Below are 20254 nucleotides of genomic sequence, written 5' to 3'. Positions count from 1 at the left end.
GACACAACAGTGGTATGCACGAATCATCAACTCCAGTCGTAGACTGAGATAAGCATGCAACTAACCCACCATATCGACCCGAATGACGTCGGCCCCAACGGCAGGGCCGAGAAGGTCTCTGCGGGGAAGCTTCATGCCGCTCAGTACATCGTCGCGCTCATTCTGATCGTACTTATCACCGGTCTGTGGCGGCTGCAGGTTCTTGGCGCTGATAACTTCCGCGCGCTCGCCGAAGCCAATCGCATTCGTAAGGTTCCAATCCTCGCTCCACGCGGTCGCCTGTTTGACCGAGAGGGCCGGCTGCTCGTCGACAACTACCCTTCGGTCTCCTGCTATTTGCTGCGCGAGCAGGTCAAAGACCTTGATGCCGATCTGCCTCTCATCTCGCAGGGTCTCCACATTCCCATCGAGCAGATCCAGTCCACGCTGCGCCGCTACCAGATCGCGCCCAAATATCAGCCCATTCCGTTGAAGCAGGACATCTCGCCCGACGAGCAGGCCTTCATCGCGGCCCATCGCGACGAACTTCCCGAGCTCGAGACCCTGGACGAGCAGCGCCGTCTCTATCCTCGGGATGGATTCGCCGCCCACCTTATCGGGTATGTCGGCGAAGTCTCTGAGCAGATGCTCGACGACCCACGCTACGCCTTCTACTCGCCCGGCGACGTCGTTGGCCGCTCTGGCGTTGAACAGACCTACGACGCGCTGCTTCGCGGGAAAGACGGCAGCCGCGACGTCATCGTCAACAGCCACGGCAAGGAGCTTGGCCACCTCGGCCAGGAGCTTGCTGTCCCAGGCAAAGACCTGAAGCTCACCATCGACCTCGACCTGCAGATTGCCGCTGAAAAAGCTCTCGATGGCAAGAACGGCGCCATCGTTGCGATGGATCCTCACACCGGCGAGATCCTCGCGATGGTCTCGCGCCCAACCTACGATCCCAACCAGTTCTCGGTTCGCCTCACCAAAAACTACTGGAACGAGATCATCAATAATCCCGATCACCCGCTGCTGAATAAGAGCCTCCAGGCGCAGCTCGCTCCGGGCAGCACCTTCAAGATCATCATGTCAGTCGCGGGTTTGCAGGAGAATGTAGCCCAGACCATGCACGTAAGCTGCAACGGTGGTGCGGAGTTCTACGGCCACTTCTATGCCTGTGACAAACACCACGGTGCGGTCGACATCAATAATGCGATTCCGTACTCCTGCGACACCTTCTACTACACGCTCGCTAATCGTCTTGGCATCGATACCATCGCGAAGTACGCTACATCTGTGGGTCTGGGTCAGAGAACAGGAATCGACCTGCCCGATGAGGTTGCCGGAACGATGCCCTCCACGGCGTGGAAGCTGAAGACTCAGCACGACAAGTGGTTCGCTGGCGAGACCATCTCGGTCGGCATCGGCCAGGGTGCAGTCACCGCGACGCCGATGCAGCTCGCGCGTGCGCTCAGTGGTATCGCGTCGGGCGGAGTTCTGCGCCGTCCCCACGTTGTCTTCGCTGATGAAGTTCCGTCCGACATGCAGCAGGCGATTCAGGAGTCTTTCCCCGGCTCTGGCGACGCGACGATTCCTCTAACCACTGAGAATTGGCAGCTGATCACCGACGCGATGGCCAACGTTACCAGCAGCCCTATCGGCACAGCCTACGCAGCGCATCTTGAAGGGGTCGACTTCGCGGGCAAGACAGGTACTGCCCAGGTGATTGGCCATGATGCTCTCGCGAAGACTAACAAAGGCCACAACACGGAACCCAACGCCTGGTTCGTCGGCATGGCGCCGCGACGCAATCCGGACATCGTTGTTGCCGTTCTCTGGGAGCACGGCAACTGGGGCAACAACTCGGCCAAGCTCGCATCCCAGATCATCGACGCCTACGTGAACAAGCAGCGGAAACGCGACAACAACATCCGCATCGCCACCACGCCTGAGCCTGCTAAACCCGCGACTCCTACCAGCGAAGCACCTACCGTACCGAGCGCCGAATAGGACAGACTGCCATGCCCCGTTTCTCCTCCTACCGCGACTTCGATTGGGTACTTCTCGGATTCGTGCTTCTGCTTTCGCTCATCTCTGTCCTCGAGATCAAGTCGGCCACGCTCCACACCAAGTTCCACGGCTTCGATCATAAGCAGATCCAGTTCCTGGCCGGCGGCATCTTCCTGATGTTCGTCATCTCCCTGATCGACTATCACCGCCTGATCGACATCATCCACTGGGCCTATGGCGTCAGCGTGCTGTCGCTCATTGCGGTCCTGATCGTCGGCACCAAGGTGCTGGGCGGGCGGCGCTGGATCAAATTTCCCGGCGGCATCCACTTTCAGCCGTCCGAGTGGGTCAAGCTCGTGCTCATCCTCGCGGTGGCCCGCTACTTCTGGGGGCTTGCGGGTAAGGAACTCACGTGGGGGGACATCGGCAAGGCTGCCGCTATGGTCGTAGTCCCGATGGCGCTCGTGCTCAAGCAGCCGGATCTCGGGACTGCGTTGACCTATCTGCCTATTTTGATCTGCGGATTGTTCCTCGGCGGCATCCGCGTCAAGCAGGTTGGCCTGGTGGTGCTGGCGCTGGCGATCATCGGCGGCGTCGCATGGAAGAGCGGTAAGCATCTGAAGCCATACCAACAGGCGCGCATCAATGCCTTCATGGACCCCGACTCCGACCCGCGCGGCTCCGGCTACCAGATCCGCCAATCTCTGATCGCTGTCGGCTCCGGCGGGATCTGGGGCAAGGGTGCGAACAAGGGCACCCAGACCCAGGGTGACTTCCTCCCCATTCCTTACACCGACTTCATCTTCGCGGCCTTCTGCGAAGAACACGGCTTCGTGGGAGCCATCGGGGTTTTGCTTCTCTATTTCCTCATCCTCATGCGCCTGATCCAAAACGCCCAGACTGCCTCCGATCTACCCGGAAGCTTCATCATCATGGGGGTGGTCGCAGTAATCGTCTTCCAGATCGCGGTCAATGTCGGCATGGTCGTCGGCCTGATGCCGGTCACGGGCATCCCTCTGCCGTTGCTGAGCTATGGCGGCTCCTCGGTTCTGTTTACGTTTCTCTCGCTCGGCATTGTGATGAACATTCGCATGCGGCGGTTCGTCAATTAGGCGGTTCGTCAACCAATAGATCGCAAGCGGTTTACAGCTGTACAACAAAGGAATGTGAATGCCGTGTGGCTTTTGCAGCGGCTTTAGTGCAATACTGTTAGCAACACCTGTTCGGCTGTAGATGCCGCTCAGTGTACCCCGCTACTCAGGCGCACGGTCGCCAGTCAGCGGCAACAAAAGACTTTTAGAAGAAAAGGCCGGCCAGCCAGAGACATCGATCCGTTGGCCGGACAGGTTTTAGGGAATGATTGCATCCGGATGGCGAACGGCCCCGCCTCAAGTCTCTGATTTTGAGGTTGTTCTGGTCACAAACTCCGCATGTTTCGAATTGCTTGAAGCATCCCCCCGTGTCCCCGATCTACCCGGTACCGCCGAATCCGCCCTCGCCTTGAGTGCGCCCACGGCAGAGCTGTACTCCTACCTCGCACCGGTCGTCGAGTTCTGTTCACGAGCTTCCGCAGCCCGTAATCTGTCCGCTCCACGGTGAGCCAAACCTGGCCTCTTGGTCAGGCGAACTCCCGATTGTTCTCTGTCGCGTCTGCCGCTCGAACCTCCTAGAGGTCGGGCAGAAAGAGCACAGCGAATGTCGAAAGAAATTTATATCTCCAGTACTCCCCACGAGACTCGTCTCGCCATCGTCGAAAACGACGCCCTAACCGAAATCTATTACGAGCGCGAGAACGAATACACCCTCGCCGGATCCATTTATAACGGCAAAGTCACGCGCGTTCTGCCAGGCATGCAGTCCTCCTTCGTGGATATCGGCCTCGAGCGCGACGCCTTCCTTTACATCACGGACTTCATGGAGGAGGCCGGGGACTCGGCTGACTTCGATACCAACGGCGACTCCGGCCGCCGCTCCGAGGGTCGGCGCAATGACCGCGGCAACGGCAGCGCCACCACCATCGAAGGCACGGTAGCCAGCCCTCCGGACCGCCTCGACCAGACCAGCGACTCCGGTGTTCGCTCTTCTGAGCGCACGGACCGCGGTAGCCGTGGCGACCGTGGCCGCGGTGGCAGAGGCCGTCGTGACCGCGGCGGCAACCGCGACCGCCAGCCCGTCGCCGACCCGCTCGCGCCCACGTCGCCGGATGACGCCTTCGATGCGCCGGTCGCCGACTACCTCTCTGCCGACCAGCCAGCGGAAAACATCATCACCGACCGAAACGATGGAGGCGAGATCGGCGAAGGAGCGCCGGGCGCTGATGGCAGCCGCCGCTGGCGTGGCCGTCGTGGCCGTCGTCGTAGCCGTGGCCCGGGGCAACGCGACGAGTCGCCGAACGTCGCCAGTGCCGCTCCAGATAACGCCTCCGCTGAGGTCGCCTATGACGAAGACTCTTTCGACATCGACGGAGCCGCCGCACCTATTGCGCCTTCCAGTAGCCCGACTGCGCCAATCGCCTCTGCCTATGGGACCCCCGAGACGACCACCGCCTCTTCTGCGGAGAACGCAGACCGTGGCAATCGCGACCGGGGAAATGACCGTGGCGAGCGCAACGATCGCGGGGGACGTAATCGCGGAGGCCGCAACGACCGCGGCAATCGAGGTGACCGTGGCGGCCGTGATCGCGAGCCGCGCATCCCTCGCGGCTTCGCTCCAAAAACCTCGCTCTACGGCGTCGACGACTCACCCGCCTACGATCAGGCGCCTGAACTCGATGCAAACGCTCCAGAGCCCATCGTTCTCCCTGGCGAGTCTCTCTCCAAGTACCGCAAAGGCGGAGACGAGCCTGTAGCCGCGGCGTCAAAGCCTCTCGAGATAAACGTCATCGTCCCATCCGCGCCGGCATTCACCATTCCAGAGGGCTGGGATGGCGGATCGATACTTCCTGGCGAGTCACTCTCCCGTCATCGCCGCCAGGAGAATCGCAACGAGCCTCGCGCAGAGCATCGCCAGGAGGCCCGTGCAGACTACCGCAATGCCAGCCCCGCGGCTTCACAGCCTCGCGCCGAAGTCGTTCGCGAAGCTGACGGATTCAGCGTCGCGGAGACTCTTGAGGAGCAGCCTGAGGTTCTTCTCGCCACGCATCCCGACCTCATCTCCCCCGAGCAACTTCAGCACGAGACACCGGCCGAGCCGTTCGAATACGAACCCACCGAAGCCTCTGCCTCCTACCGCATCGACCCGGCAGCTCCCAGCGAGTACCGCCAGAGCGCGCCAGTGCTCGATGCTCCAGAGGAGATCCAGCCGGAGACCTCGGCCGAGCCGCAAGCTTACGACCACAGCGCCGTTCACAGCATCACCCCGGGTCCGGACGAGCACGTTGCGCAGTTGCACGCTGAGTCGGCACCCGCTGAGTACGAACCATTTGACTGGCAGACCCCTGCAGTAACCCATGTCGAGTCTGCATCCGCTGTTCATGCCGAGACCGCACCTGCGCCTCACGAGCTGACCACGCTTCACGCCACCGGCGAGATGCACTCTGAGGCTCCGGTCGCGATCTTTACGCCCGAGCATGCCACCGAAACCGTCTCGCCGATTGAGCACGAGACTGCTGTCGCGAATCCAGCTGACAATGTCATCGCAGATGAAGCGGCTCCCCAGCACTTTGCGCCTGGCATCGGGTCACTCGAAGAGGAGACACTCGAGGAGGAGGACTTCAACACCACTCTCCACGCCAGCTCTATTGAAGAGATGGACGACTTTGAGGAAGAAGAGACCCTCGAAGGCGCAGCCGATCTCGGCACCATGATCCGCGAGATGTCCATCGACCAGATCACGCGCTCCGGCAACGTGGACGAAGAGGAAGAGGACGACCTCGAAGAAGAGGACGCTATCTACGATCCTCTCGTCGGCGATCTTGAGGACACTGACGAAGAAGACCTCGACGAATCCGACACCGAAGAAGATGTTCTGCATGAGGAGTTCGTTGAAGGCGATGAAGTAGCTGCCAACGGATTCGATCAGTCGCAGGCTGGTGCTGCGGCTCCCGCGACCGATCGCAATCGTGATCAGGACCGTGGCCGTGGCCGCCGCGATGGTCGTCGAGATGGCCGCCGCGGAGACCGATATGGCCGCGGCGATCGCAACGACCGTCCTCGCAACACTGGCGGCGCTGGCGATCGTGAGCGTGCTAGCGGCGGCGGTGGCCGCGATCGTCGTGGTGGTCGCAGCTCCATGCAGTCCACAAATCTTCCAGCCATCAGCGAGTTGCTCAAGCCAGGCCAGGAGATCCTCGTTCAGATCGCGAAGGAGCCGATTGCAAAGAAGGGCGCACGCATCACCTCGCACATTGCGCTCCCGGGCCGTTTCCTGGTCTTCATGCCAACCGTCAACCACACCGGCGTCTCCCGCAAGATCGACTCTGATAGCGAACGCCGTCGCCTGAAGGAGATTCTGCTCAGCGAGAAAGGCGAGGCTGCTGGCGGGTTCATCGTCCGCACCGCCGCATCAGGAGCCAGCGAAGAGGAGCTTCGCTCCGACCTGCGCTTCCTCCTCAACCTCTGGGCCGACATCAAGCAGCGCTCCGAGTCTTCGAAGTCGCCAGCGCTCATCTATCACGACCTCAATCTCGTTGAGCGCATCCTTCGCGATCAGGTTACGGATAACTTCTCCGCCATCTGGGTCGACAGCGAAAGTGAATACGAGCGCGTTCTGCGATTCCTGCAGCGCTTCCAGCCCTCGCTGATTCGCCGCGTGAAGCTCTACACCAAAGAGACTCCTCTCTTCGAGCAGTTCGGCATCACCGAAGAGATCAATAAGGCCCTCCGCTCCAAGGTATGGCTGAAGTCCGGCGGCTCCATCGTCATCAACCAGACCGAGGCCCTCGTCGCGATCGACATCAACACCGGCAAGTTCGTCGGCAAGACGGCGCGCCTCGAAGACACCATCGTCAAGACCAACCTCGATGCGATCCCAGAGATCGTCCGTCAGATTCGTCTGCGCGATCTTGGCGGCATCATCATCATCGACTTCATCGACATGGACGAGCGAAAGAACCGCAACAAGGTCATGGCTGCGCTCGAAGAGGAGTTGAAGACCGATCGAGCCCCTTCGAAGGTTCTTCAGTTCAATGACTTTGGCCTGGTCGCCATTACTCGCAAACGCGTCAAGCAGTCGCTGGAGCGCACGTTGTCCACCACCTGCAACATCTGCACTGGTACTGGCATGGTCAAGTCGCCCGTCACGGTCTGCAACGACATCTACATCGAGATGCGCAAGATGCAGAAGCACCTGGACCGCGGCGACGTGATGCTTCGCGTCAACCCCGAGGTTGTCAAACAACTCAAAGCGCCAGGCACCAAATGGCTTCAGGAGATGGAAGAGATGGTCGGCAAGACGATCCTCGTCAAATCCGATCCCAGCTTGCACCCTGAGCAGTTCGACATTCACTAGACCGCTGTTTCGGAGAGGAGCTGCGGGCTTTAGCCTGTGACGAGACTCCGAAAAAAGATCGATCCATGGCATGAGATACTACGGGCGTCCAACACCAGGACGCCCGTAACTATTCCTCCCTCAGCAGCTTATAGCAGAGGCGAAGTGTAAAAACTCTCGCGGTTTGTCATCCTAAACGACATTTCCTGCGTCTTACACAACAAGCGCGTTACAGTTGGGTTCAAGCCAATGAAGAACCTCACAGCACCAAGGGAGCCACGCAAAGATGCACACCACGATCATTGGGAATCGCCTACACCGTATCCTTGGCCGCACCGCGGCAATCACTTTTTTTGCTGCTGCAGGGAGCCTGGGCCTTCACGCGCAGCAGTCTGCCGGAACCGCATCACCCTTGCCGCCGGTTAATCTTAAGGCGAGCCTCGTTGCGCCGCTCAATCTTTACACTCCGGACGATCTCGGCTACAGCAGCAGCACCGGCAGCGTCGAGACCGCCAATGCCGTGGACTTCAACCTCAGCAGCGATGCCACACAGCCCCCACCGCGTCGTCGTTATAGCCGCCCAAACTACAACGACAGCCGAACCAACGCTGATGGGTCCGCGAAGTATACCTTCGTCGTTGGTGGCGGTCTGACGGTGCCCACGGGCCCCACCCACAGCGCACTTACGACTAGTTGGAAGGTCCAGGCCGGCGTCGGTCGCAACTTCAATAAGACCTTCGGCGTCATCGCCCAGTTCGATTACGACAACTTCGGGGTCAACACCAGCACGCTCAACAATCTGCTGGCGATCTACGACTCACTCGGAGTAGTAGATCAGAACGGCAATCCTATCTCTCAGCTAAGCGGAAATAGCCACGATTGGTCTTTCACTCTCAACCCGATCGTCAACTACTATACTTCGGACACTAAGGGCGCTTATGTGATCGGCGGCGCGGGTTTTTATCATAAGACAGCTAATTTCTCCACGCCCCTGCCCGGTATCTATTGCGATCCTTTCGGCTTTTGCTATCAGTATCTGGCCAATGCCACGATTGACAAGTACACCAGCAACGCATTCGGTGTGAATGGTGGCCTGGGCTTCACCTATAAGGTGTCTCGGTTCGCTTCCACGCGATTCTTCGTTGAGGGCCGCTACGTCTACACGTTCAACTCTCAACGCCAATTCTCCTACGGCGACGCAAACGGCAACGGATTCAACGTCTTTCCGCAGAACAGCGCGAAGACGAGTTACATCCCGATTACCTTTGGTCTGCGTTTCTAGCGGTTACCCACGAAATCGAGTTGCAAGAAGAGAGGCGCATTGCCTCTCTTCTTTTTTAAGATTCTGACGTGTAACTATTTAGCGTCTCTTCAGGGAGCGGACCATCGCAGCCGAAGAAAAAATCCCGCACTCACACCGACCACTGTTGCAACGCTCATCAGGATCTGATGGCCAACCCCACGCTGACGCATCTCCCACGCATTCAGCCACAACACGCCGATGAGAACGACCATTAAAGCTATCCCGCCAATCCACGGAGAGTGCTCTCTCCCGAGGACAAGCGCTGTCATATATCCCCCCACCGTTGTGCACAGCAACCAAACCCCATCCTGCAGAAACTTGTATCTTGACGTGATTCGGAAGTCCCGCGCGACCAGATCGGGCGAGGCCGTAGTCATGGCAAAGGTTGCCGCCATCGACAGGCCCACTGTTACCAAATATCCAAGAACGATCGCAAGTAGAAGAAAAGCGCCAGTAATCATGAACCCATTCTGGTCTCCTGCGCCGCGAACCGGCAGCTTTTCGGAGACATCGACAGCCAGTCTATCAGTCTCGATCGTCTAAACGCCCACGGGATACGGCTTCTCGTGCATCTCTTGGTCGGGGTCGCGGCTTCGTTCAAACCGCCCTTGCAACAGGCTCAACAGGCCTGTGTACCAGTAGCCAAACACAAACAGCACAAGAAACGGCACCGTAAAGAAGTTCTCCGTCGAAATGGCATAGTAGACGGTCCAGGCAAAATAGCATCCGATCGCCATCTCAATCCAGGGAATCACGCCCAGTCGTTTGCGATACACCTTCGCCTGGCTCTTCTCGCCCTTTTTCTTCACGCTGTACTTGGGCGTCCTCGCAAACGCGCTCTTCACTCCGAACAACGCCTCTAGTACGGCCTTGGTATTGGTGATGGTCAATCCGACCCCGCCCAGCGCCATGACGAACGGTACATACACAATCGATTTGTACCAGCTCTTCGGATAGAGCTCCTTCTGGCTCACCATGTAGAACGTTGAAACCGACATCGTGCTGGCGATGAACAGAGGAAAGTCGATCAGCAGCATCTGGATGTAGCCTTGCCAGCTGCGGATAATCATCGCGGGCATCAGCAACACACTCAGCACAATCATGAGTGGATAGCTGATATTCGCTGTAAGGTGATACCACGCCTCGAGCTTCGTATGCCAAGGAGCATCGCTCTTCAGCACCCGCGGCAAAATCTTTTTCCCTGTCTGGATCAGGCCCTTCGCCCATCGCGCCTGCTGCGTTTTGAACGCAGTCATCTCAATCGGCAGCTCCGCCGGGCACTCCACATCCTGCAGATACTTGAACTGCCACCCCACCAACTGCGCCCGATAGCTCAGGTCTGTATCCTCAGTGAGCGTGTCGTGCTGCCAACCACCCGCGGTTGAGATCGTCTCTCGCCGCCACATCCCCGCCGTGCCGTTGAAATTAAAGAACACTCCGGCGCGGCTTCGTCCCCCATGCTCGAGCACGAAATGCCCGTCCAGTAGAATCGCCTCGACCTGCGTCAGGAAGCTGTAGTTCCGATTCAGGTGGGTCCACCGCGTCTGCACCATGCCGATCTCCGGTTGCGCGAAGTGGTGAATCACCTGCATCACCCACTGTCGCGGAGGCACAAAGTCTGCATCGAAGATCGCCACAAACTCGCCACGAGCGACATCGAGACCCTTGTCCAGCGCTCCCGCCTTATACCCATGCCGGTTGCTGCGATGCAGATACACAATTGGCTGCGGAGCCATTCCGAGGAATCCGCGCGCGTAGCGCTCGACAATCTCCCGCGCTACTCCGGTGGTCTCATCGGTTGAATCGTCCAGCACCTGAACCTCAAACCGGTCTCGCGGATAGTCCAGTCTGCAGACCGCCTCAATCAACCGCTCGATCACGAATTGTTCATTGAAGATGGGAAGCTGAATCGTCACAAAGGGCAGCTGCCCTTCAGCGAACCGCATGGGCGGCTCACTCCACTTTGCCGCGTTTTTTTTGTTTTTGAAGTAAAGCCACACCAACTGATAGCGGTGAATCCCATAAAACGCCAGAATGATCATGACGATGAAGTAGGGAATCAGCATCGCCGTATCGAAGGCATTCCATCGATACAGGTGCTCAAACGTCTTGTCCGCGTAGTGCGTCTTCCAATAGTGACCGAAGCCCTTTGGACCGACCAGCAACCCGAGTTGGGACGTCAAAGTATGAGGAGAAAATTGCAGGGTCGCTGCTCCACGGAGGGTTCGAGTATCCACCTGATTCTACGCGAATCACTGCTTGAAATCAGGTTAAGACGTCTGTACTTCAGCAAGAGACAACGTCTGCCCCTTAGTTCAAAAACATTGTCCGGAAGACCGTATCGCGTTGAACAGGCTTGAACCCTGCGTCACGAATCACCTGCCGCAGCTGCTCCTCGGTCGCCGCGTTCGCACCCTCGGCAAGCATCACGCTGCCTACATCGTTGCCGCCGAAGCGCAGGCCCACCTGCAGCACTTTGAGTCCCTGCGTCTCCAGGTTCGACTGCACGTTCTCAATGTTGTCGAGGTACATCCGCGAGATCGCCAGCGTCTTCAGATACTCGACCGCCGTCGCCTCTTCAAACCCCTGCATTGACGGGGCCTTTGGCGCAAAGGCCCACGGCGTGAACGAGGCAAACCCTCTCGTCTCTCCTTGCAGACCGCGCACTGCCTCCAGGTGATTGATGCGATGCTCCATCGTCTCGCCGCAGCCGAAGGTCATTGTGGCGGTAGTCTGCATGCCGAGCTTGTGGGCGGCGCGATGAACTGCCAGCCAGTCCGCCGTGGGCCACTTTGTGCGGGTGCCTTGTTGTACCGCGTCGTCGAGAATACCCGCATCATCACCGGGGACTGAGTCGAGTCCGGCGTCCTGCAGTCGTGCGATGGTGTCCTCTACGGTGGCTCCGGTTTGCTCTGCGATTGAGAGGATCTCGCCGGCGGAGAGGGAGTGCAGCCAGATAGCAGGGAAGCGTTTTTTGATGCTGCGAAAGAGCCCGTCAAACCAGGAGATTGTGAGCGCCGGGGTTACCTCGCCCTGGAGCATCACGCCGTGACCACCCATCGCGACGATGTTGGAGATCTGGTTGCAGAGTAGATCAAAACCCGCTCCAGTCGCGGATTTCGTGTAGGTTACACGTCCGTCGATCGCGTAGCTTACTACGCCTTCGGGGTGCAGCCGGCGGCGTATCGCGTCGGCCTCCATTCCAATTCCAATCAGATCATCGCTGCGAAAGCATTCCAGAGCTTCGTTCCGGCTAATTCCCATGCTTCAATTCTACGGTTTTTGACAGAAAAAATTCTGGATGGGGGAAAGGGCGTTTTTTCAGGGGTATTTTGCGTTTTTTGGTGTGTTTGCTGTGGTGGAATGTGGTGAAGTTGTGGTGAAATGCGTGGCTAACGTGGTGTTTTTGCCGTCACTTTTTCGGTGTCGAAAGATGCGCCACGTTTTGGAAGTTTATTTTTCGCTTGCCACCGATCCGGACCCGCTTACCGCTGAAGCAAACGGACCAGTAGAACTACGACCATCGAGACAAGGGCAATCAGGATAGGAACGCCGGCCCTGAGCCACAGGCTGAACGAGGCCACCAACTTTTCGAGCGCCTCCATCCGATGCTCGTGCTGTTCCATTGAGAGGCGTGCGCGCTTAACCTCTTCGCCTACTTCGGTGATCTGTGCGCTCTGGTCCTGAAGCTGGCGGTACAGCCCCAGGTGAGCCTTCGTGACCTGCCCGAGGTCGCCGCGAACTCCTTCGGCCATGGCCAACATCGCGGCCTCGTTTGCCCTTTCGGCGGCAGCCTTGGACGTGAAAAACTTATCCGCCATCGGCACCAGCCGTGAGATGTGAGGCAGCAACTCAACCAACTGCGCGAATACCTTTGGCCACATAATCTACTCCGGTTCTTCTCTTCTTATCGTTTTATCGTGGCTACAACAGTCCAAACCGATTCCTCATCCTAGTCCAGACGCGTCCTTTGCTGATTCGCACCGAATCTTTATTTCGAGACTTCTATGAGGTCAGCGCCGAGCGCTTGTGCTGCCATTTCCTTATGAGCGCAACGATCGTCACCAGTAGAATGGCCGTTACGATCCCTTGCGACCAAAGACAGTAGATGCACCACTTCTGCAGGACGTACGCCTCGATGTAGCTTAGAAACGCGGCAAAGAAAAAGCCCACCTGGGCGAATTCGAAGACCAGCCACCAGCGGCCCATGAGAGCGAGTACGCCAATCGCTGCATAGCCCGCAATCCCCAGCATTGCCACGGGAATATGCGATCCCGCCTTTGGGTCTTCGTCAAAGGTACGCGGCGGAAAGACGGCAAACCGGCTGTGATTGACTGCGCCGCAGTCGAACTTTTCGGTCACAGCACAGGGTGGGGCCAGGGCAGGGTCCATATAGTGAACGCGCAACGCCATCGTTGAAACGACAATTCCCGCAACTGCCAGCAACGCAATCAGATACTTCATAACTTCGATTTTACTTCGTGAGATTCCCTGGCGACGAAGGCGGTCTCTGGAGTTTGATGGCATTGCTTCTCGGCATTTGGTCCATGCACCGGTCATGGTTGAGGACGCGTATCATGGAGATAGGCGAGACAGGCGAGTTAAGCCCGAATAAGGCTTCAGGGCTTGCCGCGGAGAGACGAGATGATTGACAACCGCTTGAACATGAACGGGTATCCCACCACGATCGAGGGCGCACGCGAGGAGACTGCTTCGTTGCTCGCCAAGGTTCTGGGCATAACCTCGCTTGGCTTTCTGATCACGGCGTTCGGCGTTGCGACTGCTCCCGCCTGGAGCACGCTTCCCGGGATGATTGCTGTGCTTGTACTTGTTCTGGCGATCACGTTCACCCGCAAGGCGAGTCCGGCGCTTGCGCTTGGCCTGTTTCTTACGCTGACCTACTTCATGGGCTGGGAGATCGGTCCGCTGATTCACCGCTACGCTCAGACTGTCGGCTCGGCGGTCGTCTTCAACGCCGCGGCAACCACCGGGCTTGGCATGGCGGCCATGGGATGCGTCGCGTATCTGTTCAATATCAACTATCGCCGCATCGCCGGTATCGGCTTCGCGGCTCTGTTGCTGCTCATTATTGCCGGCATCGCCAGTATGTTCTTCCACTTTATGACGCCGGACACCTACTCCTGGCTGACGCTGGGGATCTTCACGCTGCTCACGGTCGGCGACTTCGCCCGCATTCGTGCGGGCGGCGATGGCCGGTCAGCGGTCTCGCTTTCGCTGTCGATCTATCTTGATGCGATCAACATCTTTCTTGCAGTCTTGCAGCTGATGAGCGGACGCCGCAGGAATTAGTACTGATTCGCTCTATCAACTGAAGATACCCTTTGGGCGGATCTCGCGATTTATCATGGAGCGGTGAACTCAACCAATCGCAGACAATTTCTCACGATGCTTGGTGCCACCGGTCTTTCGGCCGCCGTTGCGCCTTCGCTTCTTGCTGCACCAGCGCCGGTCCTTGGACAGGTTCGTGAGCCGTTCACTTTTCTGTTCGTTACGGATGCGCATCTCCAGCCTGAGTTGAACGGCGTTGTCGGTACGGATATGGCATTCAAGAGAGCTCGCGCGGTCAAAGCCGACTTTGCCATCAACGGCGGCGATCACGTCTTCGACGCGCTCGGCGTACCGAAGGAGCGCGCCCTCACCCTCTTCGACCTCTACGACAAGACCGAGCAGGATCTCGGTGTGAAGGTGTATCACACCGTCGGCAATCACGACGTTCTTGGCATCTACCCGGCGAGCGGCATCGCGCAGGATGATCCGCTCTACGGCAAGAAGCTCTTCGAGCAGCGCTTCGGCAAGCTGTACTACTCCTTCGATCACAAGGGTCACCACTTCATCGTGCTGGACTCGATCGGCATCACGCCTGACCGCGCCTACGAGGGCCGCATCGATGCGGCCCAGCTGCAGTGGCTCGCCGCCGATCTCGCGGCGCTGCCTGCCGGGACTCCTGTCATCGTCTCGGTCCACATCCCTTTGGTCACCGCCTTTGGGGCTTACATGCCCGAGCCAACCGTCGCGCCGGCTCACCACAGCCTGAGCGTCGCCAATGCAAACCAGGTTCTGGATCTGTTCGCCGGCCATAATGTGCTTGGGGTTTTGCAGGGCCACACTCACATCAACGAGACCGTTGTGTGGAAGGGCGTTCCTTACATCACCAGCGGAGCTGTGTGCGGCAACTGGTGGCATGGCACACGTCTCGGCACGCCGGAGGGCTTTACGGTCGTCACAGTCGCGAACAACAAGCTTACGACACACTACGAGCCCTCCGGCTTCCAGACGATCTCACCGCAAAACACTTAGAGAAGCACTCGCGTCGGTCGGAGTCCTTGCAGATGGACTTCCGCGATCCATTGGTTACCGTGGTACATTGGTACACGTGGCAGAATCGAAAAAACTCGTTGAGATCGAGCGGATTCAGACGGGCGTCCGCATGGAGAAGCGGCTGCTGAAGGTGCTGAAGGCCGTAGCCGAGCTGAAGGACATGAGTCTGGGGGATCTGCTGGAGGGCATCGTGCTTCACGCCTTCGAGGGTAAATCCGCGTTCTCTCCACCGACCCTCAAAGAGATTGAGAAGCTGAAAAATATCTATGGCCTGACGCTGCGCGCGTCCGACAGCCATCGGTTGAAGGAGCGCAGATGAAAACACGCACGTTACTTCCTCTGGTACTTGCAACGGGCGCGATGAGCGGAGGCCAGCATGCTGCGGTCGCGCAAACAACTGCGGCTCCAGCCCATGTCAGCAACAGCTTTCGGTTCTTCGTGCCGGCTCCATTAAACCGTGCCTCGGCGCTCTTCGGCCCGGACGGGGAGCGGTGCTGGGCGGGCGAGCACTGGAAGCCGCGGTTTATTCACCCTCAACCGGCTGAGGACATCCAGGGGGCTGTCTTTACAGTTCAGCATGGCCCGCACACGAGCGTGTGGGTCAATACGATCTTCGATCCGGTCGGCGGCCGCATGCAGTACGTGTCGTTCATTCCCGAAACGCTCGTCTTCACCGTCGATGTGCGTCTTTCTGTGCTCACTCCGTCGACCACGAAGGTAGAGGTGACGTACGTTCGGACTGCTCTCGACGCGGCGGCGAATGAAGACGTGCTCGCGCTGGGGAAGCGTGATGGCGAAAACGGGCCGGAGTGGCAGAAGGCGATCGAGGACTGCCTTGCCGCGGAGCGAAAGACCGGGCATGAGTAAGCGGCTATCTGGATCCGGTACCCTCTCGTGTTCATTCCCCGGCCATTTGGTGGACCGCAGTCGAGCCGGAATAAATTACGCAGAGCCGCGAAAAAGTCGATCGAATCGCGCCAATTCCGGGTATGCTGGGTAGCACTTCAGACGAGGTCCAAATTTCAGAGCTGTCTCGACCTGACTTGTCTTCTGCACGTGGGCCCAATTTCATCTCTCAGGAGTGATGCCATGCAGTGTCCGGTCTGCCACAACGAAGTCTCGGCCCAGAGTGCATTTTGTAACAGTTGCGGTGCGCCCCTTGCGGCGGCGGCCACCTCTGCAAGTTCAAGCGTGCCGCCGCCAACGAACTACACGGATGTTCCCTCGGGTTACTCTACGGTTCCGCCCGCGTACGTTGCGGCTCCGCCGGTTGCGACTGGTTCGGGACTTTCGGAGAATGCGGCCGCGGCGATCGCCTACCTTACGATTATTCCAGCAATTATCTTTCTGGTGCTTGAGCCCTACAACAAGATGCCTCTGGTCAAGTTTCACTCGTGGCAGTCGATTGGATTATGCGTCGCTGCGTTTGTGCTGCAGGCGATCATCAGCTTCGCGGAGATTGCGATGCACTTCGTTCCGGGGATTATTCTGCTGTTTTCGCTGGTGCATCTGGTTATCGGCGTCGGTCTCTTTTTGATCTGGTTGTTCATTATTTTGAAGGCAAGCAAGGGCGAGCGGTACAAGCTGCCGGTTATTGGCGACTTCGCCGAGAAGCAGGCGCGCGGCTAGCCTTTCGGACCTTGGGGAGCGGCAAAGCCTCCCTTCGCGGATTGTAGGGCGCGAGCCGCTTCTCCATTACGGCAATGGCCGGGGCGCTCTCGTCGACCATGATGAAGCTGCGATCGTGTTTGGCTGCCGCCACGCCGGTCGTTCCGCTGCCGGCAAAAAAATCGAGCACCGCGTCGCCGGAGTTTGAGTGGACGCGCACGATTCGCTCGAGAATTCCCAGTGGCTTCTGCGTGGCGTAGCCGGTCTTCTCCTTGCCTGTAGGCGAGACGATGGTGTGCCACCAGACGTCAGTGGGCGTCTTGCCGCGCGCCGCTTTTTTCGCACCCACCAAGCCCGGAGCCATGTAGGGAATTCGGTCGCTCTCGTTCAGGTTGAAGGTGTATTGTTTCGGATCTTTCGTGTACCAGAGGATATTGTCGTGCTTGGCGGGCCAGCGTTTGGTTGCGCGTGCGCCGTAGTCGTAGGCCCAGATGATCTCGTTCTGAAAGCAGTCGCGGCCGAAGATCTCATCGAGCATGACCTTGCAGTAGTGGACTTCGCGATAGTCGATGTGAAAGAAGAGCGAGCCGGTAGTTGAGAGGACACGGTGCGCCTCGATCAGGCGCGGCCGCAGGAAGCCGAGAAAGTCGTCGAAGCTATCGCCATAGCCTGCGCCCCCGCTCTGCTGCTCGAGTACTTCGGTGCGGTAGCGTCGACCGCCGAATCCTGTGCGGTCGCCTGCTTCGTCGCGAATGGTCTTCATCTGAGTGCGGCTTTGACGTTTGCCCGTATTGAAAGGGGGATCGACGTAGATGAGCTCTACGGATGCGGTTGCCAGTGACTGCAAAACGACCAGGTTATCTCCCTGCACAATACGGTTCATACCAACGTTCTCCGCTCCTAACACTAACGTACCCTTGGTCTCGGCGGCTGCGACGTGTATCGTTCTCTTCGGATGGCCTGTCTGCATCGGCCCCGTTCGACTATGTCCGCCACTCACCTCATCTACGCCATGCTCACCCATCGCGGTCGCGTCCGTAAGGGCAATGAAGACACCTGCGCGGCAGCACCGGAGATCGGGGCGTTTGTCGTCTGCGACGGCATGGGCGGAGCGGCAGCCGGAGAGGTTGCGAGCACTCTGGCCGCGGATACCTTCCTGGCGAATCTCGCGCTGCCGCGACCCGGAAGCGGTGAAGAGCTGCAGAGGCCGGAGGCGCGCATGAATGCGGCGATTCAGGCGGCGAATCAGGCGGTCTATCAGCAGTCCCGCCAGTCGAGGCATTACAACGGCATGGGCACTACGCTGGTCGCGCTGCTGCACACGCCCGTCGACAGTGGCCAGAATGGCAACGCTTCAGCCGCGCGTCGTTCGCCGGCCAATCATCTGAACTCCCGAGTCACGGATCCTCCGACGCTCTGGCTGGGCCACGTTGGCGACAGCCGCTGCTACCGGCAGCGTCGCGGCAAGCTCGAGCAACTCACCATCGATCATTCGCTGGTCGAAGAGCAGCTTCGAGCCGGGCAGATCACGCTCGATCAGGCGACGCACTCGCCCATGCGCAACCTCATCACTCGTGCCATCGGTTCGCAGGCCACGGTGCAGCCCGAGATTCAAAGTCACCGTCCCCAGGCGAACGACGTGTATATGCTCGCCTCCGACGGTCTGACCCACGAGGTCAGCGACGAAGAGATCGCGGAGATTCTGACGTCGATTCCCAAGCCCCAGACCATGGCGGCGCTCATCATAGCTTGCGAAGAGCTGATTACAACTGCCAATCGGAACGGCGGCAATGACAACATCACCGTCTTGCTGGTCGCCGTCGCCCCTGATCTGCCCCGTCCCTAATCCGCATACCCCCGCAAGCTGCTACACTGCGAAGTCGTCTGAAACTCCTCTATGTCCGACTTGAAAACCATTGCAATCCTCGGCGCCGGGACCATGGGCAACGGCATCGCGCACGTCTGCGCCCGCTCCGGCTTCAACGTGGTCCTCTACGATCTGCAACAGCCGTTTCTTGATCGCGGGCTCGCCACCATCGAAAAAAACCTCGCACGCGAAGTAGCGAAGAACAAGCTCACCCAGCAGCAGGCCGACGAGGCCAGAGCCCGCATTACACCCACGCTCGACCGTGAAGCTCTCGGCAGTTGCAGCTTTGCCATTGAAGCGGCGACGGAGAAGTTTGCGATCAAGTCGGAGATCTTCCGCGATCTCGACCGCATCCTTTCTGCTGACGCCATCCTCGCGACGAACACCAGTTCCATCTCCATTACGAAGCTTGCCGCTGTGACCAAGCGTCCGGAGCAAATCATCGGCATGCACTTTTTCAACCCGGTACCGGTGATGCAGCTTGTCGAGGTTATCCGCGGCCTCGCGACCTCACAGGCGACCTTCGACGCCGTTCATGCGCTCTCGCTGCAGCTCGGTAAGACGCCGGTGGAGGTCAATGACGCCGCCGGTTTCATCTCAAACCGCGTGCTGATGCCGCTGATCAACGAGGCCATCTACTCGGTGATGGAAGGCGTTGCGACGGCTGAGGCTGTAGATCACGTCTTCGTGCTCGGCATGGCGCATCCGATGGGTCCGCTCACCCTCGCCGACTTCATCGGCCTCGACGTCTGCGCCGACATCATGCGCGTCCTCGCCGACGGTCTCGGCAGCCCGAAGTACAATCCTTGCCCGCTGCTGGTTCGTATGGTCGACGCCGGCTGGCTGGGACGAAAATCAGGCCGCGGCTTCTACACTTACCCCACGTCTTGAGCAAGACGAGTCCGTGCGGCTTTACACTAACGAAACCAGCCGAAGCCTGAAGCGAAGCGCGGCATCCAAAGGAACAGGAGAGACAATGCCCCAGGAGTTTTATTTCGAAGACTTTTACGTAGGCCAGAAGTTCCACTCGCTTGGCCAGGCCAAGGTGAGCGCCGAAGAGATCAAAGAGTTCGGCAGCAAGTACGACCCGCAACCCTTCCACCTCGACGAGGCCGCCGGCGAAAACTCGTTCTTCAAGGGCCTCGCTGCCTCGGGTTGGCTCACCGCGGCCGTCGTTATGCGCCTTCGCGTGCAGTCGATCACGGTCGCCGGCGGCATGATCGGCGCTGGCGTCGAAGAGATGCGCTGGACTGAGCCTGTCCGACCGGGTGACTCGCTCCGTACCGAGATCGAGGTGGTTGGCGTGCGCCACTCCAACTCCCGCAAGGAGTTCGGCGTGGTCCGCACGCGCACCCTCGCCTTCAACCAGCGCGACCAGGTCGTCATGCGTTCGACGGTCAACTTTCTTGCTCCCGTCAGGCCCACTGTCTAGCAAAGAATGAGCTATTCCATGACCAGTGAGGATCTCGCTCTTCTCAAGTCCAGCATCGATCTCGTCGTCACTTTAGAGACCGTCGAGGGGGAGCGGTTCCTCGCCCAAATTCTCTTCGTCTTCGAAGGCGAAGAGACTCCGGACGTCTTCTATCTGAAGGTTGAGCCTGGTCCCCACGGCAACTTCGTCGCGATCGGCAATGGAGGCCATTCGACGCTTCTCTCCGACATCGCTTCGGTTCGTCGCCTGGAGGCTTGAACCCCTGTCGTCGGGGTGAACCAATCTGATTACC

General features: G+C 58.9%; 19 protein-coding genes. 13 read left to right on the top strand and 6 right to left on the bottom strand.

Annotation, left to right across the window (positions count from 1 at the left end; genetic code table 11):
- Window positions 1-54 precede the first annotated feature (54 nt).
- The 4 genes from mrdA (at window position 55) to RBB81_RS22690 (ending at window position 8695) form a co-directional block, all read left to right on the top strand.
- Window positions 55-1986, top strand: coding sequence for a penicillin-binding protein 2 (gene mrdA / locus RBB81_RS22705; RefSeq protein WP_353072251.1), 1932 nt, complete (start codon window positions 55-57; stop codon window positions 1984-1986).
- An 11-nt stretch (window positions 1987-1997) separates the two neighbouring features.
- Window positions 1998-3098: a rod shape-determining protein RodA gene (gene rodA / locus RBB81_RS22700; protein ID WP_353072250.1), complete on the top strand. Its 1101-nt coding sequence runs from the start codon at window positions 1998-2000 to the stop codon at window positions 3096-3098.
- A 583-nt stretch (window positions 3099-3681) separates the two neighbouring features.
- Window positions 3682-7434 carry an Rne/Rng family ribonuclease gene (locus RBB81_RS22695; RefSeq protein ID WP_353072249.1) on the top strand — a complete coding sequence of 1251 codons (3753 nt, stop codon included), beginning with the start codon at window positions 3682-3684 and terminating at the stop codon, window positions 7432-7434.
- A 265-nt stretch (window positions 7435-7699) separates the two neighbouring features.
- Window positions 7700-8695, top strand: coding sequence for a hypothetical protein (locus tag RBB81_RS22690; RefSeq protein ID WP_179585433.1), 996 nt, complete (start codon window positions 7700-7702; stop codon window positions 8693-8695).
- An 89-nt stretch (window positions 8696-8784) separates the two neighbouring features.
- Here RBB81_RS22690 and RBB81_RS22685 read toward each other — a convergent pair whose 3' ends face one another.
- The 5 genes from RBB81_RS22685 to RBB81_RS22665 all read right to left on the bottom strand — a co-directional run bounded on the left by RBB81_RS22685 (window position 8785) and on the right by RBB81_RS22665 (window position 13180).
- Entirely contained in the window at window positions 8785-9177 is a 393-nt protein-coding gene (locus RBB81_RS22685; protein ID WP_353072248.1) for a hypothetical protein, read from the bottom strand.
- Window positions 9178-9255: 78 nt separating this feature from the next.
- The gene (locus RBB81_RS22680; RefSeq protein ID WP_353073969.1) at window positions 9256-10758 is read right to left on the bottom strand and encodes a glycosyltransferase; all 1503 of its coding nucleotides are present in this window, start codon (window positions 10756-10758) and stop codon (window positions 9256-9258) included.
- Between the two features lie 268 nt (window positions 10759-11026).
- A complete protein-coding gene (locus tag RBB81_RS22675; protein ID WP_353072247.1) occupies window positions 11027-11980 on the bottom strand; it encodes a radical SAM protein in 954 nt (317 codons plus the stop codon).
- Between the two features lie 221 nt (window positions 11981-12201).
- Window positions 12202-12600 (bottom strand): hypothetical protein, encoded by a 399-nt coding sequence (locus tag RBB81_RS22670; RefSeq protein ID WP_353072246.1) that lies wholly within the window; start codon window positions 12598-12600, stop codon window positions 12202-12204.
- Between the two features lie 121 nt (window positions 12601-12721).
- Window positions 12722-13180: a vitamin K epoxide reductase family protein gene (locus RBB81_RS22665; protein ID WP_353072245.1), complete on the bottom strand. Its 459-nt coding sequence runs from the start codon at window positions 13178-13180 to the stop codon at window positions 12722-12724.
- A gap of 180 nt (window positions 13181-13360) precedes the next feature.
- Here RBB81_RS22665 and RBB81_RS22660 point away from each other — a divergent pair, with 180 nt between their 5' ends.
- From RBB81_RS22660 to RBB81_RS22640, 5 genes are all read left to right on the top strand, one after another.
- Entirely contained in the window at window positions 13361-14026 is a 666-nt protein-coding gene (locus RBB81_RS22660; protein ID WP_353072244.1) for a Bax inhibitor-1/YccA family protein, read from the top strand.
- A 63-nt stretch (window positions 14027-14089) separates the two neighbouring features.
- The gene (locus RBB81_RS22655; RefSeq protein ID WP_353072243.1) at window positions 14090-15034 is read left to right on the top strand and encodes a metallophosphoesterase family protein; all 945 of its coding nucleotides are present in this window, start codon (window positions 14090-14092) and stop codon (window positions 15032-15034) included.
- Between the two features lie 76 nt (window positions 15035-15110).
- Complete coding sequence (locus RBB81_RS22650) at window positions 15111-15374, top strand: hypothetical protein (protein ID WP_353072242.1); 264 nt, start codon at window positions 15111-15113, stop codon at window positions 15372-15374.
- The gene (locus RBB81_RS22645) at window positions 15371-15922 is read left to right on the top strand and encodes a hypothetical protein (RefSeq protein WP_183792804.1); all 552 of its coding nucleotides are present in this window, start codon (window positions 15371-15373) and stop codon (window positions 15920-15922) included. Before RBB81_RS22650 ends, RBB81_RS22645 begins: the two co-directional genes overlap by 4 nt.
- A gap of 222 nt (window positions 15923-16144) precedes the next feature.
- Complete coding sequence (locus RBB81_RS22640) at window positions 16145-16684, top strand: hypothetical protein (RefSeq protein ID WP_353072241.1); 540 nt, start codon at window positions 16145-16147, stop codon at window positions 16682-16684.
- Here RBB81_RS22640 and RBB81_RS22635 read toward each other — a convergent pair.
- Window positions 16647-17546, bottom strand: coding sequence for a DNA-methyltransferase (locus RBB81_RS22635; protein ID WP_353072240.1), 900 nt, complete (start codon window positions 17544-17546; stop codon window positions 16647-16649). The two genes, RBB81_RS22640 and RBB81_RS22635, sit on opposite strands and share 38 nt — an antisense overlap.
- Window positions 17547-17600: 54 nt before the next feature.
- On the opposite strand from RBB81_RS22635, the gene RBB81_RS22630 reads away from it, so the two are divergent.
- The 4 genes from RBB81_RS22630 (at window position 17601) to RBB81_RS22615 (ending at window position 20220) form a co-directional block, all read left to right on the top strand.
- Complete coding sequence (locus tag RBB81_RS22630; RefSeq protein WP_353072239.1) at window positions 17601-18509, top strand: PP2C family protein-serine/threonine phosphatase; 909 nt, start codon at window positions 17601-17603, stop codon at window positions 18507-18509.
- A gap of 51 nt (window positions 18510-18560) precedes the next feature.
- The gene (locus tag RBB81_RS22625) at window positions 18561-19421 is read left to right on the top strand and encodes a 3-hydroxybutyryl-CoA dehydrogenase (RefSeq protein WP_353072238.1); all 861 of its coding nucleotides are present in this window, start codon (window positions 18561-18563) and stop codon (window positions 19419-19421) included.
- Between the two features lie 85 nt (window positions 19422-19506).
- Window positions 19507-19962 carry a MaoC family dehydratase gene (locus RBB81_RS22620; RefSeq protein ID WP_179585410.1) on the top strand — a complete coding sequence of 152 codons (456 nt, stop codon included), beginning with the start codon at window positions 19507-19509 and terminating at the stop codon, window positions 19960-19962.
- A gap of 18 nt (window positions 19963-19980) precedes the next feature.
- Window positions 19981-20220 (top strand): hypothetical protein, encoded by a 240-nt coding sequence (locus RBB81_RS22615; protein WP_353072237.1) that lies wholly within the window; start codon window positions 19981-19983, stop codon window positions 20218-20220.
- Window positions 20221-20254 lie beyond the last annotated feature (34 nt).

Source organism: Tunturibacter gelidoferens, from assembly GCF_040358255.1.
GTDB classification, from domain to species: Bacteria; Acidobacteriota; Terriglobia; order Terriglobales; family Acidobacteriaceae; genus Edaphobacter; species Edaphobacter gelidiferens.
The sequence above is the reverse complement of the archived record's forward strand: the minus strand, read 5'-3'. Positions and strand labels throughout refer to the sequence as shown.